The organism is Tateyamaria sp. ANG-S1, from assembly GCF_000814025.1.
Classification (GTDB): Bacteria; Pseudomonadota; Alphaproteobacteria; order Rhodobacterales; family Rhodobacteraceae; genus Tateyamaria.
Genome location: NZ_JWLL01000004.1, coordinates 57,869 through 79,628 on the forward strand (window position 1 = coordinate 57,869; position 21,760 = coordinate 79,628).

Here is a 21,760-nt window from a genome sequence, read left to right on the forward strand (position 1 = left end):
CCCTACATCTCCGAACGAACTCCGGGCGTAGGGTGGGGTTTCACCCCACCGCCCATCACAGGAGAAGACGATGCAATTTGATTTGGTATCGCCCGAGCGCAGCCTCGCGTCCATGGACGCCACAGCTGTGCAAATCCCCGGTGCCGATGGCGACATGACCGTGATGGCCGACCACGCGCCCACGATCACGACCCTGCGCCCCGGCGTGCTCAAGGTTGAGGCGGGCAGCGACACCCACGAATACGTGGTCACCGGCGGCTTTGCCGAGATCGGTGCTGCTGGCGTGTCAGTGCTGGCCGAGCAGGCCGTCGCGACGGTTGACATGACCCAGGACCAGATGGACGCCCTGTTTGACGAGGCGCAGGAAACTTACACTCGCGCCAAGGACAACGCCGAAAACGAACCGGGTCGTGTTGACGAAGCAGCCAAGCTGCTGGCCGACATGGTCGCCATCGGCGGCCAGATTGGGTTCAGCACAAAACAGCCCAACCTCTGATCCTTCGGCAACGAATGGACAAAGGCCTCGCACTTCGCGGGGCCTTTTTACTTTTTTAGCCTTAAAATGCCACGCTGACGTGTTACGACATTGTGACACTCAAAAGAACGACCCAATGAAACGACTGCGCAACCACCTGATAGGGATTGATCAAGGCGATACGGTCCTGTTTTCCGACTTCGAAGACGGCGGAGAAATGTGGACCGGCCGGGGCCAACGCGAACGCCGCCGCCGCATCGCCTTTTCCGAACCATTCCGGACGGAGCCGTCTGTTCACGTCTCGATCTCCATGTGGGACGTGGACACGAACATGCCCCTGCGCGCCGACATCGCGGCCGAAACGATCACGGCGGACGGGTTTGATCTGGTCTTTCGCACCTGGGGCGACACGCGGGTGGCGCGGGTCCGGGCGGCGTGGATGGCCATGGGTGAATTGCGTCAGGTCGATGACTGGGAATTGTACTGACGCGACCTGAGATGACGGCTCAGAACAGCCGGTGAGGGCAGGGCACCGGCAGTCCGATCAGAATGATGCGCGAATGCGGTCCAGACCCCGGATCAGCCACTTGTTTTCCGCCCGAAAGCGGTCGGCAAACTCCGCGCTCTTTGACCCCGACAGCTTCTTGTGATCGCTCTGGGGCATGTGCGCGATCGGCACATCATATTCCAGATGATCGCTCAACATGCGCAACACCTCCGAAGGCGCCATCCCCGTGATCTGCTCATAGGTCAGGCGCAGCGGCTCAATGCCGAAATCACGAAAGAAACGCTCGGTTTCCATCTCCATCCACAAGGTGCGCTTCACCAACCCGCGAAGCTGAACCGGGTTGTACCGAACCATGGACCGGGCCCGGGCAATGTCATCCTTGCTGGCGTTGGCGGTGTGGGACACGCCCGTCTGGCTCATGCTCATAATCGACACGGCCTGCGCGACATAATCCTCGCGCTTCAGCCACACATAGCTTTCGGGCTGTACCAGATCGACAAACTGCTGCGGATCGCGGAACAGGAAATCGACATGGGTCCACGTCACCTCGGTGCTGAACACCCCCGACGTGTTGCGCGCGCGGACCAGGCTGTCCACGTAATCCTCAAGGGAAGTGCAGCCCATGGCCCCGGCCACATCCCAGGTGATTGGCGGATTGAACGTCTCTCCGGCGTCCCCCAGCAGTCCCGTGCTCTGGATCAGGTCGGTCAAGAACGATGATCCGCTGCGCGGCGTGAACAGAATGGCATATCTGAACTCCGCCGCGGGCCAGCTTTTGACATCTCTGAAATGGTTCTGCATCGGAACCGTGGTGGTGAACGGATCGTCCCATCCATAGGTCGGTCGGGACAATAAAAGACGTTCAAGCAACATTCAGAAACTCTGTTTCGCGCGTAGAGTTAGACGGCCCACCTGCAGCCTTCAACCGGTGTTTCAAAGGGCGCAATGAAACGCCGGATCCCCGCCCGAATGGCAGCCGCCCGTGGCCGTTCACCGCGCAACGCTGCGCAAAAACTGCTGCGTCCGGGCGCGCTGCGGGTCAGAGAATATGCGTTCCGGCGTGCCTTCCTCGGCCACAACACCCTGATCCATGAACACCACCCGATCCGCGACCTCACGGGCAAAGGACATCTCGTGCGTGGCCAGCACCATCGTCATCCCGTCGTCCCGCAACCGGCGCAGCACGTCCAGCACCTCACCCACCAACTCCGGATCAAGGGCCGAGGTGATCTCGTCCAGCAGCATCGTCTGGGGCCGCATCGCCAGCGCCCGGATCACGGCCACCCGTTGTTGTTGCCCGCCCGACAACTGGTCCGGGTACTTCCTCATGTGATCGGCCAGCCCGAACCGGGCAAACAGCGCCTCGATCCGCTCCCGCGCCTCCTCACCCAGCACCCGGCGGGGGGCGAGGGCCACGTTGTCATATGCGGTCATATGCGGAAACAGGTTGAAGCTCTGGAACACGATCCCGATCCGCTGCCGTATGGGCCCCAGATCAAACCCCGGCTCGGCAATGTCCACCCCGTCCAGCAGCACTTCGCCATCATCGACAGGCTCCAGCCCGTTCATACAGCGCAGCAGCGTCGACTTGCCGGAGCCCGACGCCCCGATCAGGCACACCATCTCGCCCGGTGCGATGTCCATGTCGATCCCGCGCAGCACCTGCACGTCGTCAAAGCTCTTGGTCACGCCGCGCAGCGACAGCCTAGGATCTGGCATCACGGTCCTTGTTCAGCAGGTAATCGGCATAGCGGGTCGCGGGCACGGTCACACACAGAAAGATGACCGCCGCCGCCACATAAGGCGTGAAATTCGCCAGCAGCGATTTGAAAATCCCCGCCTGCCGCAAGATCTCAACCGGCCCGATAAAGGACAAGAGCGCCACGTCCTTCTGCAACGCCACCAGCATGTTCATATTCGCAGGCACCACGCGCCGGATTGCTTGGGGCAGGATCACATAGCGCATCGTGTCCCGCTCGCTCAGGCCCAGACAGATGGCGGCATTGCGCTGGCTCGCATGGATGCTCTCGATCCCGGATCGCAGCACCTCGGCCACATAGGCCGAATAGGTTAGCACCAGCGCCACAGTGCCCCAGATATAGGGCGAGTTCCAGGGACGCGGCAGCCCAAGCCCCGGAATGCCGAAGCCCACCAGATAGACCAGCAGGACCACCGGAATGCCCCGAAACAGGTCCACATAGACAGCGCCGAAGATGCGCAGGGGAAACAGGGCCGGGTTCGCATTGCCACGGGCCAGCGCGATGGCAAGGCCCAGGGCAAAGATCATCGGCACCGACCATGCGAATATCGCCACATCCAGCATGAACGCGCGCAACAGGTCCGGAAAGACCCGCACAAACACCTCACCATTGAAGAACGAGGCGCGCACCGCCTCCCACCCCGGCGCAAGCGGGACCAGCACAATGACAAGGGCCAGCACGATCATTGTGCTGACCCCGGCAATCATGTTTGCCCGGCGTTTTTGCTGGGCCTCATAGGCGGCGCGCCGTGTCATAGTTGATCTGTCACTGGATCAGCGGAACCCCGGTGGCTTCCTGCAGCCACTGCGCCTCGATCTCAGCCAGCTTGCCGCTGTCGGTCATGGCAGCCAGCGCCTCGTCCACACAGGCTTTCAGTGCCGACCCCTCAGGCATCAACATCCCGAACTGATCCGGGTTCTCCGCCGCCGCCGGATCAAACTGCCCCAGGATCGCGCCGCCTTCGACAACCACCGCGGACAGGTAAAGCGCCGTAGGCAAGTCGAACAGGGCGGCATCAATCTGCCCCGCCTGCAACGCGGCAGTGACGTTGGTGTTGTCATCATAGACCAGCGGGCTCGCATCAGGCTCAATCTGCTCCATCACCACAGGCAGCGCGGTGGTCGAGGCGACAACGCCCCATTTCAGCCCCTTCAGGCTCTCCATCGTGCCGGTTGCACCGCCATCGACAATGGCCTGCGTCGTCAGCACAGCCTGTGGCGCGGTGTAGTAGGGGGCCGAAAAGTCCACGACCTTGTCACGCTCTTCGGTGATCGAGTATTGCTGCATGTTCAGATCGAAATTCTTGACCCCGGGCTGGATCGCCTCATCGAACGAGGTGCGCACCCACGTCACCTGATCAGCGCCAAACCCCATCTCCTTGGCCAAGGCATAGGCCACTGCAGCCTCAAACCCCTCACCCGCCTCCGGCGCGTCGTTCAGAACCCAAGGGTAATAGGCCGGGTTGCCCGTCGCGATGGTCAGCGTTCCGTCGGTCAGGGTCTTTCCGGCGGCACAATGGTCCGCGGCAAAGGCGCCGGTGGCCACAGCGCTCAGCACGGCAGCGGTCAGAATGGTCTTCATGTGAAATCTCCCCATCATTTTGCGGCGATATTCAGGCAAGGGGGCAGGGCTGTCCAGAGGCGGCTGTAGCCCGTAGACCACGCAACGCTGTCGTTAGGTTAATATATGATCAATTGCGGTCACGGGCGGCGGGGCCTCATCGCCCATCGCCTCGGCGGCGGCACTTTCGATGGCGCGGCAAATCGCATCCAGCGGCAAGCCGTTTTCGACGTTCCGAAATGGCATCTCCAACTCGTTCGTGACGGCCTGCAACCCAAAGAAGACATAAGCCACGACAGCCGCAAAGATCGGGGCAAAAATGTCGGCCGCATCCAGAAGGGCGAAGGGCAGCAACCAGCAATAAAGATAGGTCGTCCGACGCACGAGCAGCGAATAGACAAAGGGCAGCGGCGTGTTTGCGATGCGTTCACACCCCGCCTGTGACAGCGTAAGCGATGCCAATCGGTTCGCCAGCGTCATCTGACCAAAGCCGGACAGCTTGCCCTGATCCGCCAGCGCAGCCAGATGCGCGGTCGCGCCGCGCAGTGCTGCGTCCGCGGGCCGATGATGCTGCGCCAAAGCCTGCGCGATGTCCGCTCCGACCCATTTCGCAGCATCTTCGCCCGCGTTCACACCTCTCAAGTCGCCACGATGCAAATGCACACTAGCCACCGCGTGGTTCATCAACGCCCGCCGCTCGTCAGCGTCGCGGATAAACAACATCGCATCCCGCCCGAGACTGCGGACATCGGCGAGCATCGTGCCCCAAAGGATTCGCGCCTCCCACCAGCGGTCATAGGCCGCGTTGTTGCGAAACCCCAGAAACAGCGACAGCGCCACACCAAAAATCCCCATGGCCGGCACCGAGATGCGCGGCAGGGCAAGTAGATACGCATCCACGAAAACGACAATCAGGGAGAGGCAGGCAACGGCAAGTATCTTGCCTGCGATCCTCGGCACGATTGAACCCTGCATCTCGTAAAACAGATGCAGGGAGGACGGTTGGTCTTTGACGATCATGCCATGTCCCCGTCACATCATGTGCAGCGGCACACGCCGGTTAGGAAGTGGATCACTCCGCTGCGTACATCCCGTCATAGATCGGGCTCAGCGTCTCCGCCTCGAACAGCGACGACACGGATGTGCCATGCCAGATGTTCAGGATCGCCTGCGCAAACACGGGGGCGGTCGGCACAATCCGAATGTTAGGCGCAGCCTTCACCGCCTCGGTCGGCTGAATGCTGTCGGTGATCACCAGCGACTTCATCACCGACTTCGTCACGCGGTCCACAGCAGGGCCAGAAAGAACACCATGGGTGATGTAGGAGTGCACCTCTTTCGCCCCGTTCTCCATCAACACCTCAGCCGCCTTGCACAGCGTGCCAGCCGTGTCACAGATGTCATCGACAATGATACAGGTCTTGCCGGTCACGTCCCCGATCACAGTCATCTCGGCCACTTCACCGGCCTTCTCACGCCGCTTGTCCACGATCGACAGCGGCGCATTGATGCGCTTGGCCAGATCACGGGCACGGGCCACACCGCCCACGTCAGGCGACACGATCATCACGTCATCCATGTTGCCCGCAAACTGGGTCTTCAGATCCAGCGCAAACACGGGCGAGGCATAAAGGTTGTCCACCGGAATATCGAAGAAGCCCTGGATCTGTGCGGCATGCAGGTCCATGGTCAGCACCCGCTCGATCCCCGCACCGACCAGCATATTGGCCACCAGCTTCGACGAAATCGGCGTCCGGGCCTTGGACCGGCGATCCTGCCGCGCATAGCCAAAATACGGGATCACGGCGGTGATGCGGGCAGCACTCGACCGGCGCAGCGCATCACACATGATCAAGAGTTCCATCAGGTTGTCGTTGGCCGGATTCGAGGTCGGCTGGATAATAAACATATCCTCACCACGCACATTCTCGAACACCTCAACGAAAATCTCACCGTCGTTGAAACGCTCAACACGGGCATCCACCAGCCCCACATTGACGCCGCGATGCAGCGACATGCGCCGCGCAATTGCATTTGCCAATGGCAGATTGGCATTGCCCGAGATCAGCTTGGGCTCTTGAATGGTCGGCATGTCGTATCCCCGCGCAGCACGATTGTGACAGATTCGTGATGTTGACTCCGCTTAACACGGGGGTACCGTCCCGCGAAACAGCAGACCCCACGACCGAGGACGAAAATGCCCCACATCGACTATTATTTCGCAACGTTGTCCCCTTACACCTACCTGGCCGGGAAACGGTTCGAGGCGCTCGCCGAAAAACACGGATGCTCGATCACCTACAAACCGCTTGATGTGATTGCACTTTTCGGGCGCACGGGCGGCACCCCACCCAAGGACCGGCACATCAACCGCGTCGAATACCGGGCGCAGGAACTCGTCCGGCAGGCCAAGAAATACGACATGCCGTTCAAGCTGAAACCCGCCCATTGGCCGACCAACGCCGCCCCATCCTCCTACGCGATCATCGCAGCCCAAAACGCGGGTGGCGGTGATCTGGGCACGCTGGTGCACGCGTTGCTCCGCGCCGTCTGGGCCGAAGACAAGGACATCGCCCAGGACGACGTGATCAAATCCTGCCTGACGGAAGCCGGGTTCGACCCTGCACTTGCGGACAGCGGCCTGCTTTCAGGTGCCGACACCTACGCCGCCAATCTCGAAGAAGCGGTGGACAAGGGCGTCTTCGGCGCACCCTTCTACATCGTTGATGGCGACCAGCGGTTCTGGGGCCAGGACAAGCTCGATGATCTCGACCTGCATCTGAGCGGCAAATTGTAAGCGCCCAACACAAAAGCCATTGCGCGGCATCTTGAATAGATGCAACCTGTGCGGGAATATTGCGTGGCACCGCTACGCAGTATTCCAGCCGTGGCCGCTCAGGCCACCCGGACGTTGGACACGCACAGGGGGCCCGCGCATGCAGCTTATCAAAACGGCACATGACACCATTGATATGCTGGCTCCGGCCCAGCCTTTGGACCAGGTGCCCTTCGATCACCAGATCGTGGCCAATGAATACGGGTTCTACTGCCTGCCCGAAACTTACATGCCCCGCGAAGTGCCGCGCACGCTGGCGCAGGGGAGTGTGTATGAACCCGACACCCTGAAATTTATGGGCCGCCTTCTGCGGGGCGGCGGCGACGTGATCACAGGCGGCGCCTTTGTCGGGGACTTCCTGCCCGCACTCAGCCAGTCGCTTGCACCGCGTGCGCGGGCCTACAGCTTTGAACCCAACCCCATCTCATGCGACGCGGCGTTGCACACGCTGTTCCTCAACCGGATCGAGACTGTGTCGCTGTTCCCCTGCGCCATCGGCGATGACGCAGGCACCGTCCACCTGCAAGTGTCCAAGGCCGATGGCCGCGCCATGGCGGGCCGGTCCCGGATCGTGGCAGACAGCGCCGAGGGAAAGACCATCGAAGCCCCCGTGCGCACCATCGATGCTCTTGTCGACAGCGCTCGGCCCGTCACCCTGATCCAGCTTGATCTCGAAGGGCACGAGGCCAAGGCCCTGACCGGCGCCGCAAATGTCATCCGCGCGTCCAAGCCCTACGTCATCGTCGAAGCAGATCGCCCGGCCAAGCGGCGGCGGATCGGCGCCCTGCTGGCCGAGATGTGCCCGGACGCCGACTACGTGATCGCGGGCATGATCGAACGCAACGCCATTTTTCTGCCCCGCGCGGCGCATTGATGCGGCCCGCCGGGCAGGGCGACGAATTCGCGCAGAATCGCCACGCATTAACCTTTCCAGCCCGTGATGTGCCGTGATCTTGTCAAAACGCGCAGTTTCGGCACCAAAATATGCAGTTTCCGAAAACCACCCCGAAACCGGCCCAAAACGGCTGCCTGAAAACACGCAGTTTCAGCCCGAAACTTCGCAGTTTTCGCCCAAATTCAACGCAAGCGGTCGAGGTTCTGACGCACAAACCCCCGGTTAACGGTGCGCACGGTGCTCAGGTGGGCTCCTCAATGATGTGGTCTTCCCAATCCTCGTCCGCCACATCAAATTCACTCACCGTCCGCCCCCGCATGGACACACCCGCCGCATGCACACTCTCCGCCGTACCCGAAATCAGGGGGTGCCAGTCGAACAGGGGTTTTCCTTCATAAACAAGGCGATAGGCGCACGTCTCCGGAATCCAGTACAGGTGTTCCGCGATGTTGGACGGCTTCAAAACGATGCAATCCGGCACAAACTGATGGCGAATATCGTACTGCCCGCACCGGCACGTCTCGTCATCCAGCAGCCGACACGCCACCCGCGTCAGCGCAACCTCACCCGACTCCTCGTCTTCCAGCTTGTTCAGACAGCATTTTCCGCACCCATCACACAGCGCTTCCCACTCTTTGCGGGTCAGCTTGTCGATGGATTTTTTCTTCCAAAAACGGGGGCTTAGCCCGTTCCGATCAATCGGGTCGCTCATAGGTCGGCCAGGATTTCGCGCGCCTGCGCACTGTCCGCATCCATCTGCGTGATCAGCGCCTCAAGCCCATCAAACTTCTCCTCGCCGCGCAGATGCGCAACAAGCGCGACAGACACTGGCGCACCATATAAATCACCAGAAAAATCAAAGACATACGTCTCAAGGTTGGGTTTGTTTTCCCCAAACATCGGCCGCACCCCCAGCGATGCCACCCCGTGATACGCCCCCTTATGCGGCCCCTCCAGCACGTCAAACAGCACCGCATAAACGCCGAACGCAGGGGGGTGCAGCCCATCAATCGACATGTTCGCTGTGGGGTATCCCAGGGTCCGCCCCCGCTGCTCCCCACCGATCACAGGACCCTCTATCCTGTGCCAATGCCCCAGCATCTCCGCAGCATCTCGTGGCCGCCCGTCGCTAAGCGCCTCGCGAATGGCCGTGGAGGAAACCGTATTTTCCGCGTGTTCCAGAAGCGGCGCAATGGTTACGCCAAAGCCCATCTCCGCCCCATATCGCACCAGATGCTCCGCCGTCCCGGCCCGCTTCCGCCCAAAGCAGAAATCAGCCCCGACAACCACGTGGCTCAGCCCCAGCCCGTCGCAGAGTACGTCACGCGCAAACTCTTCCGGATCAAGGCGCGCAAGCCCGGAATGAAAAGGCAATTCAAAGAGATAGCGCAGACCCATCTTCTCCAACCGGCTCGCACGCGCGGCCTGGCTCATCAGTCGAAACGGGGGGGCGTCGGGCGCAAAATACTCCCGCGGATGCGGCTCAAACGTCAGCACACCCAGCGGCGCATCGGGTGCCGCTGTCTGCGCCAGTTCAATGACAGACCGATGCCCTAGATGCACACCATCAAAGTTGCCGATGGCCACGCTCGCCCCGCGGTCGCCCGCCTCAACGAACTGATAATCCCGAATAATCTTCATACCCCTGCCTAGCCAAGCGACCAAACAAGGGCAAGATGCCCGTTTCTTCTGACTGAAAATACCACGGGGTGAGGCCGCAGGCCGAGGGGCAGCGCCCCTGAACCCGTCAGTAATTATAAAGTGTTAGTCGAACTTTCGCGACGGCGCCAGCACAGTCGCTTCCCCGATCAACACCTTCTTGCCGTCCACTGCGCAATGGCAATCCAGCTTCACCCGGCGCTTGGCAAAGTCGATGTCGATCACCTTCACCTCGGCATAGACCATGTCGCCCGGACGCACGGGTGCAAGGAATTTTAACGATTGCCCCATATAGACCGTGCCGTGCCCCGGCAGCTGCTCACCAATCACGGCCGAGATCAGACCGGCGGTCAGCATCCCATGCGCAATGCGCCCCTGAAAGATGGTGTCCCGCGCATAGTCATCGTCCAGATGAACCGGGTTCCGGTCGGTGGAGATCTGGGCGAACATCTCGATATCCTCGTCCGTCACCACTTTGCGCAGGTGACGGGACATGCCCATTTCGATGTCTTCGATGCAGATCGTGCCGCGTGGCAGATTGTCCAACATGGATCAGCTCCGGTAACTATATGACCGCTTGCCCGGCCTTTGCGCAATCTAATTACTTTGCGCGCGCAGAAAAGCAAGACAAAAGTAGGTCAGCGGAGATGTCCTATGGCGAAAGTTGGCGCAGAGGTTTCCTTTTCAAGATAAGCACTTAGTGCATCCGGGTCCGGTTGGTGCGACGTTTTTGTTTCCGCGGCGGCCAATCCGCCCGAAATAAACAGGGAATCGATGTCCTCTCCCATCGCTCCGGCAATGTCCGTCAGCACCCCGTCCCCAATCGCCAGAATGCTGCTGTCGGGCACATCCACGTCCAGTTCCGCCAACCGCCGACGCGCCAGATCATAGATCGGTGGATGTGGCTTGCCGAAATACAGGCTCTCACCGCCCATCTCGGTGTAAAGCTTCGCCAGCGCGCCGGCACACCATTCGCGCACCTCGCCCCGGTCCACGACAATGTCGGGGTTGGCACAGAGCAGCTTCAGCCCCAGTTGCTTGGCCATCAGGAACTCGGGCCGCATGACGTCCGGGTCCGCCATGGGATCGCGCGGGCCGGTGCACACGATGCCCTCGGCTTCGTTCAACGGGACCATGTCGATCTGAACCGGGTCCTTGATCACGCCGATGGGCTGGAAAAACTTCTCTTCGCCGGGCTGTCCGATGAAGTAGACCTTGGATCCCACGATCCCGCGGAACATCGCAGCGCGCGCACTGTCTCCGGACGTCGCGATTGTGTCCCAGGCATCATCCGGCACGCCAAAATGCACCAATTGCTTTTGCACACCAGCGCGCGGGCGGGGCGAGTTTGTGACGAGTACCACCTTGCCCCCCTTGGCGCGGTAGGCCTGCAGGGCGGCAACCGCTTCGGGCAGCGCCTTCACCCCGTTGTGCACACAGCCCCACAGGTCCACGAACAGCGCGTCGTAATGGTCCGAAATCTCGGACAGGGCGGAAATGATCTGGGCCATAGGGGCACTCCGTCTTCAAAAAGGAGGGCGGACCGATGGTCCGCCCGTCTCGCGGCAACATAGGCCACGGTGTCGAAATAGTAAGGCGGAGGTGTCCTCCGCCCCGCACCCTCAGACCTTGAGGTTCGGGATGATCTGCTTTTTCCGGCTCATGATGCCGGGCAGGACCACGGTGTCGCCGGTTACGGTGGCGTCAAAGCTCTTTTCAGCCACGCCCTTCACGCGGTCATTGGGGATCAGCATGGTGGCTTCTTCGTTCAGGATATCGACCACAAACAGCAGAACCTCGTCCGCGCCGTCCTCTTTCGCCACATCAACCATGGAGGCCATCAGGCTGTCCTTGCGATCCAGTACCAGTTTGGGCGCGGTGGTTTCCAGGACAGAGACGCGGAATTGCGTGCCATCGACGGCATATTCCTTGCTGTCCATGCGCAGCAGTTCGGCATCGGAGAAGGCGGAGACGTCCGACTTCGCCTCGAACATCTCGGACGCATAGGCGGTCAGATCCACGCTCAGGTCCTTGGCCAGATCATGGGCAATCGCTTTGTCTTCCTGCGTTGTGGTGGGCGAACGGAATTCCAGCGTGTCGGACAGGATGCAGGACAGCATCGCGCCTTTTACTCCCGTGGGCATTTGCGCCATGTCCTTGCCGATCATCTTCCACATGATGGTCGCGGTGCAGGCCAACGGCTCGATCCGAATGTCGATGGGACCCTTGGTTTCCAGCCCACCGACCAGCTTGTGGTGGTCGATGATGGCGGTGATGTCGGCATCGTTGATGGCATCGGGCAGCTCGGCGGGGTTGTTGGTGTCCACGATCACGACCGGCTGGTCTGCGTCCACGCTGTTGATGATCCGCGGCTTGGGCAGATCCCATTTTTTCAGGACAAAGGCCGCTTCGGTGTTGGGCTCGCCCAGCAGCACGGGCTCGGCTGCGACGCCTTTGATCTCGTTCAGATACCACGCCCAGATGATGGGCGATCCGGTGGAGTCGGTGTCGGGTGATTTATGGCCAAAAACAAGGGTTGTCATCGCAATGCGTCCTTTGGGGGAGGGGATATTTCGGCGTCCTTATAGCAACCTTTCCCATGGTGTCACGGGGGGCGGGTCAGTGAGCAATTGTCGCGCCCGCGGATACGGTGTATGCTGGTGGAATACGACCAAGGAGTGCTCTGAAAATGAACAACGCGGCCTGATTGCCCACCCGTTCCGCGCCCAGCGAGGCGCATGTTTTCAGAGGAGTGTTTCCCGATGGACAAGCCTGCCTGACCCGCATCCGCGGGGATTGATCTGCGCGCTGCGCAATCCCATCCAATTCAGACAGAAGGGGCACCTCATGCCCGTATCCAAGAAACCCGCCCGCAAGCCGGGCGACACACTGACCACGTCCAAACCCCGCCAACCGATCCGACCGGCTGCAAGCCGCAAGCCGGATCATACGCTGCGCACCCAAGTGCGCGGCGGGCGGCCACCGCGTTTTCCGGGACGCACCGGCGGGCGCTAGGGCTTGCCAAAGGGCTCGCGCGGGGGTTTCCTCGTGCGGGCCAAACCGGACCCAGCCACGTGACGACCCGCGAAACCGACCTTTACCCACCGATCAAGACCTTTCTGGAGGGGCAGGGCTATGTCGTGAAGTCCGAAGTGGGGGCGGCTGATGTCGTGGCTGTTCGTGGGGGTGAGCCGCCTGTAATTGTGGAGCTAAAGCTGGGCTTCTCGCTTGCCCTTGTGCATCAATGTGTGGCGCGTCTGTCGGTCAGCGATGACGTCTACATGGCTGTCGAGCGCGGCAAGGGGAAACGGTTCCTCAAAGCTGCCAAGGACATGACGCGCCTGTGCCGCCGTCTGGGCCTGGGTCTGATGACGGTGCGGCTGTCGGATGGTCTTGTGCAGGTGCATTGCGATCCGGGGCCTTATTCACCGCGCAAGAACGCCAAGCGACAGGGCCGGTTGCTCAAGGAGTTTGCGGCACGGCAGGGGGACCCCAACGACGGTGGGCAAACCCGCGTCGGGCTGATCACGGCCTACCGGCAGGATGCGCTGAAACTGGCGATGTATCTTTATGAAGTCGGGGCCAGTAAGGGTGCGGATGTGGCGCGCGAGACGGGTGTGTCCCGCGCAACGACCATGATGCGCGATGATCACTATGGCTGGTTCGAGAAGGTTGAAAAGGGCGTGTATGGGCTGACGCCCAAAGGGGGGGAGGCGGTGTCGCAGTCGGGTCAGGTTCTAGGCGCGTAGCGGATTTTGACGCAAAATCCGGGCGGTTTTCCGACGCGGAAAACCTGGCGCGACGTTGCTTGAAACTGCGCCAGTCTCCAGTCGTTTCCCGCGTCGGGAAACGGTCTGTCAGAACGGTTGCCGCTCCAGTGTGAACCCGCGCAATTCGAGCTGATTGAGCAGCCCGGTGTCACCGCCCAGATGTGCAGCCCCTACCGCGATCACGATGTTCGGCTCATCCCGTTGATCGATCCGGTCCATCCACATCAGGTTCCGCTGGTCCAGCAGCATCACCATCATCTCGTCAAACAGGGCCTCGAATTCTTCGGGCGGGAAACTGATCTGATCGCGGGTAAAGACACGGGAGAAGGCCAGCAGCGCGCCGTGTTGCTCTTCGAAGTAAGCGGCCACGGTGGTGGCTGTGGCGTCATCCACGGTGCTTTCCATTTGCGCGACCAGCGGCAGGAACTGCATCTGTTCCTCAATCGGATCCGCTGCCAGCAGGTCAATCATCTCGCGATGTGTTTCCAGCGCTGCAATTGGTACGTCGGCCTGCGCGGCCTCTGCCATGATCAACTTGTCGAGGCCGACTTTGCCTGCGTGTAGATCGGCCATGGCGCACGGGGCGATGGCCAAGGTCATCGACAAAAACCACGGCTGGTACTTTGCGGCCATGAAGGGCGGCACGCCCCGCTTTTGTGCGGCATCGGCCAAAGTGGCCCACACGTCGGGCGACACGCGTTCGATCAGGCTGGGCCCGTCAGTGAGAAAGGCGATGGTCGGGTCGGTCGAGATGGCGTTGAGGAGGGCGGCCTCTTCTTCTGCCGTGATCTCGACCAGCAGCAGGTCGGCGGATGCCACGGTGGGGGCCAGACGCGCGACGATATCGGCCATGCGGGGATCGTGTATGTGCATTGTGCCAACCAGTGTAATTGTCTGGTCCCCGCGGGTGGCGCGCCAATGATTACCCTCAGCGTAGGGCAGCGCGGCGGTGCGCTCTGAGATCTCTGCCTGCGCCGCTTCGCTCAGATACGGTCGCATATCCGTGCCGGAACAGGCAGCCTGCACAGCAGCCGGGATCAGCAGCGTGGCTGCGAAAATCACATGTTTCAGAAGGGTCTGCATCGCCATCTCACCGCTTGTTTTCGACAGGCTAGGCAATGGCGCGACCGGTTCCAAGGGCGTGTCGCGCAGGTGGCGAAAATTTTGCGGTATCGCGTGGTTGACTCGTCCCGGGTGCTTCCATAACTACGCTACGTTATCACTCGCATGTGATGAGTGCTAACGGCCCCGATCACGGGGTCAAGGGAGAAAACTTTGAGCCTCAAGGAGCTGCAAAGATGGCATTGAAACCGCTTCATGACCGCGTGCTGGTACGCCGCACGGAAAGCGAAGAGAAAACCGCTGGCGGGCTGATCATCCCCGATAGCGCCAAGGAAAAGCCTAGCGAAGGCGAAATCGTCGCCGCAGGCCCCGGCGCCCGCAAAGACAGCGGTGAGCTGATCGAGATGGGTGTGAAAGCCGGCGACAAGGTGCTGTTCGGCAAATGGTCCGGCACCGAGGTCACCATCGACGGCGAAGAGCTGCTGATGATGAAAGAAAGCGACATCATGGGGATCATCGAGTAAGCGGCCCCGCTTCTCTGATCTCTTTCACGACACTCTCATAGGAGAATACCAATGGCTAAGGACGTCAAATTCGACACAGATGCCCGCGGGCGCATGCTGACCGGCGTGAACATTCTGGCTGACGCCGTCAAAGTGACACTGGGCCCCAAAGGCCGCAACGTGGTGCTCGACAAATCCTTTGGCGCACCCCGCATCACCAAGGACGGTGTGTCGGTTGCCAAGGAAATCGAACTGGAAGACAAGTTCGAGAACATGGGCGCCCAAATGGTGAAGGAAGTTGCTTCCCGCACCAACGACGAAGCAGGCGACGGCACCACGACCGCCACTGTTCTGGCGCAAGCCATCGTCAAGGAAGGCATGAAGTCGGTTGCCGCTGGCATGAACCCGATGGACCTCAAGCGCGGCATCGACATGGCAACAGCCAAAGTCGTTGAAGCGATCAAGGCAGCCTCCCGCGAAGTGAGCGACAGCGCCGAAGTGGCACAGGTCGGCACCATCTCCGCCAACGGTGAAGCTGAAATCGGCCAGCAGATCGCAGACGCGATGCAGAAGGTTGGCAACGAAGGCGTCATCACCGTCGAAGAGAACAAGGGTCTGGAAACAGAAACCGACGTTGTCGAAGGTATGCAATTCGACCGCGGTTACCTGAGCCCCTACTTCGTGACCAACGCGGACAAGATGACCGCCGAGCTCGAAGACTGCATGATCCTGCTGCACGAAAAGAAATTGTCGTCGCTGCAGCCGATGGTTCCGCTGCTCGAGTCCGTGATCCAGTCGCAGAAACCCCTGCTGATCATCGCAGAAGACGTTGAAGGCGAAGCGCTCGCAACTCTGGTTGTGAACAAACTGCGCGGCGGCCTGAAAATCGCAGCTGTCAAAGCACCCGGCTTCGGCGACCGCCGCAAAGCCATGCTGCAGGACATCGCGATCCTGACCGGTGGCCAGGTGATCTCCGAAGACCTCGGCATGAAGCTTGAGAACGTGACCATGGACATGCTGGGCACCGCCAAGCGCGTTCAGATCACCAAGGACGAGACCACCGTGATCGACGGCAACGGCGAGAAGGCGGAGATCGAAGCCCGCGTGACGCAGATCCGTCAGCAGATCGAAGAAACCACCTCGGACTACGACCGTGAGAAGCTGCAAGAGCGCGTTGCCAAACTGGCAGGCGGTGTTGCTGTCATCCGCGTCGGCGGCATGACCGAAGTCGAAGTGAAAGAGCGTAAGGACCGCGTCGATGATGCTCTGAACGCAACCCGTGCTGCTGTGCAGGAAGGTGTTGTCGTCGGTGGTGGTGTTGCGCTGGTGCAAGCTGCGAAGTCGCTGGACGGCGTGTCCGGTGTGAACAACGACCAGAACGTCGGTATCTCGATCGTGCGCCGCGCTATCGAAGCACCGCTGCGTCAGATCGCTGAAAACGCCGGTGTCGACGGTGCCGTCGTCGCGGGCAAAATCCGCGAAAGCGACGACGTGACCTTTGGCTTCAACGCACAGACGGAAGAATATGGCGACATGTTCTCGTTCGGCGTGATCGACCCTGCCAAAGTGGTCCGCACAGCTCTGCAAGACGCAGCTTCGGTTGCTTCGCTGCTGATCACAACCGAAGCCATGGTGGCCGACAAGCCCGCCAAGGAAGGCGCTGGCGCGCCCGCAATGCCCGACATGGGCGGCATGGGCGGCATGATGTAAGCTGCTTGGACCGGCGCGATGCTGGTCCGCATAAGACTGCGAAGGGCTGCCCATTGGGCGGCCCTTTTTTGTGTCAGAGGCTTTGACCGCGTCAGGGAACGGGGCGGCAGCTAACTGGGTCGCATCTGCATCTCCCGTTATGGTTGAGCAGAAATCCGCCAACGTCAAATTGGTCGTTTCGACACAGCTTGACTTGGTTGTGATTGCCGCCGTACCAAACGCGCAGCGAAACCCACAAGCAAGGAGGGCGAACATGAAATTCGATATGCGTACCCTCCTAGCAGGCGCTCACCCACGAGTACCTTCCTGACCTAGCCGGGCCTTTTCGCCCCTACCGTCAGTCGCTTCGTCCACATTCGGACACCTTTCTATTACATCCGAGGCACGGGCTTGCCCCGTGATCATTTCATGCCCCTGTTGTCTTCCAAAGGCGCCATTGCGCGCGTTCTCTCCTTCGCTTGCCGCCTCTGGGGCCGCCGCCCCGGCCTTGTGGCGGCGATCCTGGCGCTCGTGCTGTTGTCGACGGCGGCGGACGTCACCATTCCCGTGATAACAGGGCGCCTGGTGGCTGCCGTGTCAGAGGGCGCATCGCCGTGGATGCCATTTGCGACACTGCTGGCGCTGGGCGTCGTGTCGATTGGCGGCAAGATCCTGAGTTATTTCACGATCATCGCGCTGACCGTGCCAACCATGCGCACGGCAGAACAAGAAGCGTTTGCGCGTGTGCAGCGCTTGCCCGCCGACTGGCACGCAAATGCGTTTGCTGGCTCGACCGTGCGGCAGATCACGCGCGGGGCCTGGGCGCTCGATGACATGGCTGATGTTCTGCTTCTGGCGCTGTTGCCGTCGACGCTGGTGTTGCTGGGGACCATCGGCACGCTGGCGGCGTTTCGCTGGGACATTGGGCTGATCGCTGCACTCGGTGCCGCCCTGTTTCTGGGCCTCTCGCTGACCCTTACGCTCACGTGGGTTGCACCCGCTGCACGGCTGTCAAACGCACAGGACAGCCGCGTGTCTGGGGCGCTGGCCGACGCCATCACGTCGAACCCGGTTGTGCGCGCCCATGCGGGTGAGGCACGCGAGGACACACGGTTGGGTCAGGTCCTGTCGAAATGGGCGCACCGCACGCGGCGCACGTGGCGGCGCGGCACGTGGTCAGGGCTGGTGCAGGACTCGTCCCTTTGGTGTCTCCGCGCGGCAGTGCTGGGTGGTGCGCTTCTGGCCTTTGTTCAAGGGGCAGCGGGCGCGGGCGAGATCGCCTTTGTCGTCTCGGCCCTCGGCATGATGGACGGGTATCTGCGCCAGATGGGCAATCATGTCCGGACGTTGCAGAAGTCGATCAACGACGCCGAAGAGCTGGTGGACCTGATGGCCACTACGCCTGAACAGGACATCGTGCATCAACCCGCACAGGCGCTGCCCGCGCGTGCGGCTGCGCTGGCCTTTGACAATGTCACCTATGGCTACGCGGGCGCGGCGACGCCACTTTTCGTGGACCTGAACGTCGCGATCCCTGCGGGGCAGAAAGTGGGTCTTGTCGGTCGGTCCGGCTCGGGCAAGACAACCTTCGTCAAGCTGATACAACGGATTCACGAGGTGACGGAGGGTGCGATCACGCTGGGCGGTGTGAACATCGCACGGGTGCCTCTGAATGAGTTGCGCCGCCACATCGCGCTGGTGCCGCAGGAACCTGTGCTGTTCCACCGCTCGCTGGCGGAGAACATCGCCTATGCCCGTCCCGGTGCCACGCCCGCTGAAGTGCGGGAGGCGGCGGAACGCGCTGGTGCGGCTGGGTTCATCTCGAACCTGCCGAAGGGCTACGGCACCGAGGTCGGCGAGCGCGGCGTGAAACTGTCAGGTGGCGAACGTCAGCGCGTCGCCATTGCGCGCGCCTTCCTGTCCGACGCGCCGGTTCTGGTGATGGACGAGGCGACCTCGTCGCTCGATTCCGAGGCCGAGGCACGGGTTGCCGAGGCTGCCGAGCGGTTGATGGAGGGGCGCACGACCCTTGTCATCGCGCACCGTCTGGCCACGGTCGAACGGATGGATCGCATCCTTGTCTTCGACAGTGGTCGGATCGTTGAGGATGGCACGCCCGCCGAGTTGATGGCACGCAAGGACGGCCTTTACCGCGCTTTGCGGCAGCGTCAGACGCTGGCAGCATAAAGGCATGTTGCACAGCGCGCCGGGACGGTTTCCGGCGCGCTGTGCCTTTTTCAGACAGGCACATTTCAATGCCACAGCCAGAGAGAGATTACGGGAATGTCCAAACCGCATTTTGATACAGCCGAAACTGCGCACCCGTCCGCCAAGGTGATATTGCGCGCTTGCCCCACGGTACACCGATGAAGCGCGTGATGATCATCGGACAGCCCGGATCGGGCAAATCGACCCTTGCGCGGGCTTTGGGCGAAAAGACCTTTCTGCCGGTTGTGCACATCGATCTGATCCACTGGAAATCGGGCTGGGTTGAACGTGAACCTGATGAGAAGTCCAAGATGACGCTGGAAGTCATCGCCCGCCCGACCTGGATTTTCGAAGGCGGGCACAGTCGCACATGGCCACAGCGGCTTGACCGTGCCGACACGCTGATCTGGCTGGACATGCCGGTTGGGTTGCGGTTGCGCCGCGTCCTGTGGCGCACGATCAAGCACTACGGGAAAGAGCGCCCAGACTTGCCCGACGGGTGCCCCGAACAGTTCAGTGCCGAGTTTCTGTCCTTTATCTGGCGGACCCGGAACACGAGCCGCGCCAAGATGCGGGCGCTCTATGATGGCGCGCCAGCGGACAAGACCAAGTACCACCTGAATTCACCCGCCGCTGTCCGCCGCTTCATGGATGGGCTGTCACAGGCGGTCGCCATCGGCAATCTCGGCTTCCCGCACCGCTAGGGCCTATAGATTGGCTGCGTGCAGCAGTTGGAAATAGCCGGGCAGGACCTGGGCAAAGCGCTGTTTACCCGCCGGGGTCAGAGACAACTGCTTTTGCCGCCGGTCGGCGGGTTGTGACGCGGCCGGAGCGATCAGGCCCTTGTCTGTCAGGCTGGCCAGCACCTTGCTGAGTACAGGTTTCGATATGTCGAGGCGCGCCGCAATCTCGACCGCCGACAGGCTGGTGCGCTCCGGTTCGCGCATGATCATCATCATGGCAAGGAACTGGGTCTGCGACAGGCCATGCCCGCGCAGATAGGCTTCGATGTCGCGCATAAGGACACTGGCAGCGCGCAGGTGGCTCAGGACCGACAGGACATGGCCCGGTGAGACGTCCGGCAGATCAGCAGTGACGCCCCTGATCATCGCCTCGCTCGGCAGGTCCTTGAGAAAGAACATCAGGCCGCGCGCCGCATTCGAACAATCTGTACCGGTTCAGCCAGCCAGTTTTCGTAGGCGGCAAAGACCTCTTGTACGTAGTCATGCGCGTAATGCGCGTCGAGGGCTGCGTCATCTGCCCAGTGTTCCACCAGATATAGCGCATCGTCGTCGCCCGCATCCACGTTGAGTTCAAAGCGGTGGCACCCCGGCTCTGCGCGCGTCGCGTCGAGGATGCCTTGGATCGCCGCCAGTGCGTCGGCCCGGTGCTGCGGTTTGGGGCGGATGGTGGCGAAGATGCTCAGTTCGGTCATCGTAATCTCCATATGGTTAGCATAATAACTATATGTCACCTTTGCGTGTCTTTCAATCGGCCGCTTGGCGCTGCATGCGCGGCGGGGTAAGGGACGGGAATGCGCCTGATCCTGTTGATTTGCCTCACGATGGTTGCCTTTGCGGCCAATTCTGTTCTGAACCGTATGGCGGTGGATGGGGGCGGTATTGATCCATCGAGCTTTGCCATGATCCGCGTGCTGGCGGGGGCGGTGGCGCTGTGCATGATCCTGACTGTGCGCGGTGGCGGGCTGCCGATGCTGCACCGCGATCGGGTTGTCGGGGCGTTCAGCCTTGCCGCGTACATGATCGGGTTTTCGCTGGCCTATGTGACGCTGGATGCCGGGCTGGGGGCTCTGATCCTCTTTGGCACCGTGCAGGTGACAATGTTTGGCTGGTCGGCCCTGCGCGGCGGTCATCCAACCGCGCGGCAGGTGCTGGGCGCGAGCATCGCCTTTGCCGGTCTGCTGATTGCACTTTGGCCGGATGAGAGCGGGGGCGGCGACCTAGTGGGCGCAACACTCATGGTCATCGCGGGCCTGGGTTGGGCGGCCTACACGCTCGTGGGTAAAGGGGCCACAGACCCGCTTGCGGCCACCGCGGCGAACTTTGTCTGGACGCTGCCTATCCTTAACATCTTGCTGCTCGGCACGGGTTTGCACGCTGCTCCATCTGGTATTGCACTCGCCATCATGTCGGGCGCGGTGACGTCCGGCCTTGGCTACGCGCTGTGGTACAGCATCCTGCCGCGGCTTGCCGGACAGACGGCGGCTGTTGTGCAACTCAGCGTTCCGATCATTGCTATTGCTGGGGGCGCGCTGCTCTTGGGCGAGGCGCTGTCGATCTCCCTCGCACTCGCTGCTGCGCTTGTCGTCGGCGGAATCGCCGTCGCGGTCACCGCATCAAAGGCTCCAGCGGGTCGTAACTGACGCCCTCGGCGCCAAAGGCCACGGCACCCAGACTGTCGGGTTTGTGCGGCACTGCCGCCAACTCTTCCGCCGTCAGCCAACGCCGCTCGGTCACGACCGCCTCGGCATCGTGCCAGACCTCCGGGCGCAGGGTGCCGGGCTTGACGGTGCAGCGAAAGAACACCTCGACCTGGTGAAACTGGCTGGGTGCGTCGTGGTACTCGTTCACGAGGCAGGGCGGTCCGACCTCAACGGTCAGCCCGGTTTCCTCATAAACTTCACGCGCAAGGTTCGCAGGCAGGCTGCTGCCCACCTCGGCCCCGCCGCCGGGGGCACACATCAGATTGCTCTTGGCCGTGTGCCAGGCATTGACCATCAACAGCCGCCCATCCTCGACAATGACGGCGCGCACGGCGATGCGGGGAGATTTCGGGCGCATGATCACACCTTTGAGTGAAAGACGACGCGTTACC

General features: G+C 61.5%; 26 protein-coding genes. 11 read left to right on the top strand and 15 right to left on the bottom strand.

Annotation, left to right across the window (positions count from 1 at the left end):
• Positions 1 to 70 precede the first annotated feature (70 nt).
• Positions 71 to 496, top strand: coding sequence for a F0F1 ATP synthase subunit epsilon (locus tag RA29_RS06420; protein ID WP_039684190.1), 426 nt, complete (start codon positions 71 to 73; stop codon positions 494 to 496).
• Between the two features lie 115 nt (positions 497 to 611).
• Positions 612 to 962: an H-type lectin domain-containing protein gene (locus RA29_RS06425; protein ID WP_039684192.1), complete on the top strand. Its 351-nt coding sequence runs from the start codon at positions 612 to 614 to the stop codon at positions 960 to 962.
• Between the two features lie 57 nt (positions 963 to 1,019).
• Here the strand turns inward: RA29_RS06425 and RA29_RS06430 are convergent, their stop codons facing one another.
• From RA29_RS06430 to RA29_RS06455, 6 genes are all read right to left on the bottom strand, one after another.
• A complete protein-coding gene (locus RA29_RS06430) occupies positions 1,020 to 1,856 on the bottom strand; it encodes a Stf0 family sulfotransferase (RefSeq protein WP_039684193.1) in 837 nt (278 codons plus the stop codon).
• Positions 1,857 to 1,973: 117 nt separating this feature from the next.
• Complete coding sequence (locus tag RA29_RS06435) at positions 1,974 to 2,702, bottom strand: amino acid ABC transporter ATP-binding protein (RefSeq protein WP_039684195.1); 729 nt, start codon at positions 2,700 to 2,702, stop codon at positions 1,974 to 1,976.
• Positions 2,689 to 3,498, bottom strand: coding sequence for an amino acid ABC transporter permease (locus tag RA29_RS06440; RefSeq protein WP_039684197.1), 810 nt, complete (start codon positions 3,496 to 3,498; stop codon positions 2,689 to 2,691). The genes RA29_RS06435 and RA29_RS06440 overlap by 14 nt, the downstream gene beginning before the upstream one ends.
• A gap of 10 nt (positions 3,499 to 3,508) precedes the next feature.
• Positions 3,509 to 4,324 carry an ABC transporter substrate-binding protein gene (locus RA29_RS06445; protein WP_039684199.1) on the bottom strand — a complete coding sequence of 272 codons (816 nt, stop codon included), beginning with the start codon at positions 4,322 to 4,324 and terminating at the stop codon, positions 3,509 to 3,511.
• Positions 4,325 to 4,417: 93 nt separating this feature from the next.
• Positions 4,418 to 5,323 carry a bestrophin family ion channel gene (locus RA29_RS06450; protein ID WP_039684201.1) on the bottom strand — a complete coding sequence of 302 codons (906 nt, stop codon included), beginning with the start codon at positions 5,321 to 5,323 and terminating at the stop codon, positions 4,418 to 4,420.
• Between the two features lie 52 nt (positions 5,324 to 5,375).
• Positions 5,376 to 6,395: a ribose-phosphate pyrophosphokinase gene (locus tag RA29_RS06455; RefSeq protein WP_039684203.1), complete on the bottom strand. Its 1,020-nt coding sequence runs from the start codon at positions 6,393 to 6,395 to the stop codon at positions 5,376 to 5,378.
• 105 nt (positions 6,396 to 6,500) lie between these two features.
• Between RA29_RS06455 and RA29_RS06460 the strand changes: the two genes are divergently transcribed.
• The gene (locus RA29_RS06460) at positions 6,501 to 7,100 is read left to right on the top strand and encodes a 2-hydroxychromene-2-carboxylate isomerase (RefSeq protein WP_039684205.1); all 600 of its coding nucleotides are present in this window, start codon (positions 6,501 to 6,503) and stop codon (positions 7,098 to 7,100) included.
• Positions 7,101 to 7,239: 139 nt separating this feature from the next.
• Positions 7,240 to 8,013 (top strand): FkbM family methyltransferase, encoded by a 774-nt coding sequence (locus RA29_RS06465; RefSeq protein WP_039684208.1) that lies wholly within the window; start codon positions 7,240 to 7,242, stop codon positions 8,011 to 8,013.
• A 262-nt stretch (positions 8,014 to 8,275) separates the two neighbouring features.
• Here RA29_RS06465 and RA29_RS06470 read toward each other — a convergent pair whose 3' ends face one another.
• From RA29_RS06470 to RA29_RS06490, 5 genes are all read right to left on the bottom strand, one after another.
• A complete protein-coding gene (locus tag RA29_RS06470; protein ID WP_039684210.1) occupies positions 8,276 to 8,746 on the bottom strand; it encodes a YcgN family cysteine cluster protein in 471 nt (156 codons plus the stop codon).
• Positions 8,743 to 9,675 carry a bifunctional riboflavin kinase/FAD synthetase gene (locus RA29_RS06475; RefSeq protein ID WP_039684212.1) on the bottom strand — a complete coding sequence of 311 codons (933 nt, stop codon included), beginning with the start codon at positions 9,673 to 9,675 and terminating at the stop codon, positions 8,743 to 8,745. The genes RA29_RS06470 and RA29_RS06475 overlap by 4 nt, the downstream gene beginning before the upstream one ends.
• Before the next feature lie 123 nt (positions 9,676 to 9,798).
• Positions 9,799 to 10,242, bottom strand: coding sequence for a MaoC family dehydratase (locus tag RA29_RS06480; protein ID WP_039684214.1), 444 nt, complete (start codon positions 10,240 to 10,242; stop codon positions 9,799 to 9,801).
• Between the two features lie 89 nt (positions 10,243 to 10,331).
• Entirely contained in the window at positions 10,332 to 11,204 is an 873-nt protein-coding gene (locus tag RA29_RS06485; RefSeq protein WP_039684216.1) for a TIGR01459 family HAD-type hydrolase, read from the bottom strand.
• Between the two features lie 111 nt (positions 11,205 to 11,315).
• Positions 11,316 to 12,236 (bottom strand): manganese-dependent inorganic pyrophosphatase, encoded by a 921-nt coding sequence (locus RA29_RS06490; protein WP_039684218.1) that lies wholly within the window; start codon positions 12,234 to 12,236, stop codon positions 11,316 to 11,318.
• 304 nt (positions 12,237 to 12,540) lie between these two features.
• Here RA29_RS06490 and RA29_RS23165 point away from each other — a divergent pair, with 304 nt between their 5' ends.
• Positions 12,541 to 12,708 carry a hypothetical protein gene (locus RA29_RS23165; RefSeq protein WP_193743480.1) on the top strand — a complete coding sequence of 56 codons (168 nt, stop codon included), beginning with the start codon at positions 12,541 to 12,543 and terminating at the stop codon, positions 12,706 to 12,708.
• A gap of 59 nt (positions 12,709 to 12,767) precedes the next feature.
• Entirely contained in the window at positions 12,768 to 13,442 is a 675-nt protein-coding gene (locus RA29_RS06495) for a DUF2161 family putative PD-(D/E)XK-type phosphodiesterase (RefSeq protein WP_039684219.1), read from the top strand.
• A 108-nt stretch (positions 13,443 to 13,550) separates the two neighbouring features.
• Here the strand turns inward: RA29_RS06495 and RA29_RS06500 are convergent, their stop codons facing one another.
• Complete coding sequence (locus tag RA29_RS06500; protein WP_193743481.1) at positions 13,551 to 14,546, bottom strand: TraB/GumN family protein; 996 nt, start codon at positions 14,544 to 14,546, stop codon at positions 13,551 to 13,553.
• A gap of 215 nt (positions 14,547 to 14,761) precedes the next feature.
• Between RA29_RS06500 and RA29_RS06505 the strand changes: the two genes are divergently transcribed.
• From RA29_RS06505 to RA29_RS06520, 4 genes are all read left to right on the top strand, one after another.
• Complete coding sequence (locus RA29_RS06505) at positions 14,762 to 15,049, top strand: co-chaperone GroES (RefSeq protein ID WP_039684223.1); 288 nt, start codon at positions 14,762 to 14,764, stop codon at positions 15,047 to 15,049.
• Between the two features lie 51 nt (positions 15,050 to 15,100).
• Entirely contained in the window at positions 15,101 to 16,738 is a 1,638-nt protein-coding gene (gene groL, locus RA29_RS06510) for a chaperonin GroEL (RefSeq protein WP_039684226.1), read from the top strand.
• Positions 16,739 to 17,146: 408 nt separating this feature from the next.
• Entirely contained in the window at positions 17,147 to 18,904 is a 1,758-nt protein-coding gene (locus tag RA29_RS06515; protein WP_039684227.1) for an ABC transporter ATP-binding protein, read from the top strand.
• 179 nt (positions 18,905 to 19,083) lie between these two features.
• A complete protein-coding gene (locus tag RA29_RS06520) occupies positions 19,084 to 19,629 on the top strand; it encodes a hypothetical protein (RefSeq protein WP_039684229.1) in 546 nt (181 codons plus the stop codon).
• A 3-nt stretch (positions 19,630 to 19,632) separates the two neighbouring features.
• On the opposite strand, the gene RA29_RS06525 is transcribed toward RA29_RS06520, so the two are convergent.
• Entirely contained in the window at positions 19,633 to 20,067 is a 435-nt protein-coding gene (locus tag RA29_RS06525; protein WP_039684231.1) for a MarR family transcriptional regulator, read from the bottom strand.
• A complete protein-coding gene (locus RA29_RS06530; protein WP_052249523.1) occupies positions 20,067 to 20,360 on the bottom strand; it encodes a putative quinol monooxygenase in 294 nt (97 codons plus the stop codon). The genes RA29_RS06525 and RA29_RS06530 overlap by 1 nt, the downstream gene beginning before the upstream one ends.
• Positions 20,361 to 20,459: 99 nt before the next feature.
• On the opposite strand from RA29_RS06530, the gene RA29_RS06535 reads away from it, so the two are divergent.
• A complete protein-coding gene (locus RA29_RS06535; RefSeq protein ID WP_039684235.1) occupies positions 20,460 to 21,308 on the top strand; it encodes a DMT family transporter in 849 nt (282 codons plus the stop codon).
• Here RA29_RS06535 and RA29_RS06540 read toward each other — a convergent pair.
• Complete coding sequence (locus RA29_RS06540) at positions 21,274 to 21,726, bottom strand: NUDIX domain-containing protein (RefSeq protein WP_039684523.1); 453 nt, start codon at positions 21,724 to 21,726, stop codon at positions 21,274 to 21,276. The genes RA29_RS06535 and RA29_RS06540 overlap by 35 nt on opposite strands.
• Between the last annotated feature and the right edge of the window lie 34 nt (positions 21,727 to 21,760).

Coding starts and splice junctions, on each gene's coding strand:
- RA29_RS06455 (WP_039684203.1), bottom strand. CDS start 6,395: ATGCCGACCATTCAAGAGCCCAAGCTGATCTCGGGCAATGCCAATCTG.
- RA29_RS06520 (WP_039684229.1), top strand. CDS start 19,084: ATGAAGCGCGTGATGATCATCGGACAGCCCGGATCGGGCAAATCGACC.
- RA29_RS06465 (WP_039684208.1), top strand. CDS start 7,240: ATGCAGCTTATCAAAACGGCACATGACACCATTGATATGCTGGCTCCG.
- RA29_RS06460 (WP_039684205.1), top strand. CDS start 6,501: ATGCCCCACATCGACTATTATTTCGCAACGTTGTCCCCTTACACCTAC.
- RA29_RS06490 (WP_039684218.1), bottom strand. CDS start 12,236: ATGACAACCCTTGTTTTTGGCCATAAATCACCCGACACCGACTCCACC.
- RA29_RS06435 (WP_039684195.1), bottom strand. CDS start 2,702: ATGCCAGATCCTAGGCTGTCGCTGCGCGGCGTGACCAAGAGCTTTGAC.
- RA29_RS06515 (WP_039684227.1), top strand. CDS start 17,147: ATGCCCCTGTTGTCTTCCAAAGGCGCCATTGCGCGCGTTCTCTCCTTC.
- RA29_RS06440 (WP_039684197.1), bottom strand. CDS start 3,498: ATGACACGGCGCGCCGCCTATGAGGCCCAGCAAAAACGCCGGGCAAAC.
- RA29_RS06500 (WP_193743481.1), bottom strand. CDS start 14,546: ATGCAGACCCTTCTGAAACATGTGATTTTCGCAGCCACGCTGCTGATC.
- RA29_RS06430 (WP_039684193.1), bottom strand. CDS start 1,856: ATGTTGCTTGAACGTCTTTTATTGTCCCGACCGACCTATGGATGGGAC.
- RA29_RS23165 (WP_193743480.1), top strand. CDS start 12,541: ATGCCCGTATCCAAGAAACCCGCCCGCAAGCCGGGCGACACACTGACC.
- RA29_RS06445 (WP_039684199.1), bottom strand. CDS start 4,324: ATGAAGACCATTCTGACCGCTGCCGTGCTGAGCGCTGTGGCCACCGGC.
- RA29_RS06505 (WP_039684223.1), top strand. CDS start 14,762: ATGGCATTGAAACCGCTTCATGACCGCGTGCTGGTACGCCGCACGGAA.
- RA29_RS06475 (WP_039684212.1), bottom strand. CDS start 9,675: ATGAAGATTATTCGGGATTATCAGTTCGTTGAGGCGGGCGACCGCGGG.
- RA29_RS06480 (WP_039684214.1), bottom strand. CDS start 10,242: ATGTTGGACAATCTGCCACGCGGCACGATCTGCATCGAAGACATCGAA.
- RA29_RS06470 (WP_039684210.1), bottom strand. CDS start 8,746: ATGAGCGACCCGATTGATCGGAACGGGCTAAGCCCCCGTTTTTGGAAG.
- RA29_RS06535 (WP_039684235.1), top strand. CDS start 20,460: ATGCGCCTGATCCTGTTGATTTGCCTCACGATGGTTGCCTTTGCGGCC.
- RA29_RS06425 (WP_039684192.1), top strand. CDS start 612: ATGAAACGACTGCGCAACCACCTGATAGGGATTGATCAAGGCGATACG.
- RA29_RS06485 (WP_039684216.1), bottom strand. CDS start 11,204: ATGGCCCAGATCATTTCCGCCCTGTCCGAGATTTCGGACCATTACGAC.
- RA29_RS06450 (WP_039684201.1), bottom strand. CDS start 5,323: ATGATCGTCAAAGACCAACCGTCCTCCCTGCATCTGTTTTACGAGATG.
- RA29_RS06540 (WP_039684523.1), bottom strand. CDS start 21,726: ATGCGCCCGAAATCTCCCCGCATCGCCGTGCGCGCCGTCATTGTCGAG.
- RA29_RS06420 (WP_039684190.1), top strand. CDS start 71: ATGCAATTTGATTTGGTATCGCCCGAGCGCAGCCTCGCGTCCATGGAC.
- RA29_RS06530 (WP_052249523.1), bottom strand. CDS start 20,360: ATGACCGAACTGAGCATCTTCGCCACCATCCGCCCCAAACCGCAGCAC.
- groL (WP_039684226.1), top strand. CDS start 15,101: ATGGCTAAGGACGTCAAATTCGACACAGATGCCCGCGGGCGCATGCTG.
- RA29_RS06525 (WP_039684231.1), bottom strand. CDS start 20,067: ATGTTCTTTCTCAAGGACCTGCCGAGCGAGGCGATGATCAGGGGCGTC.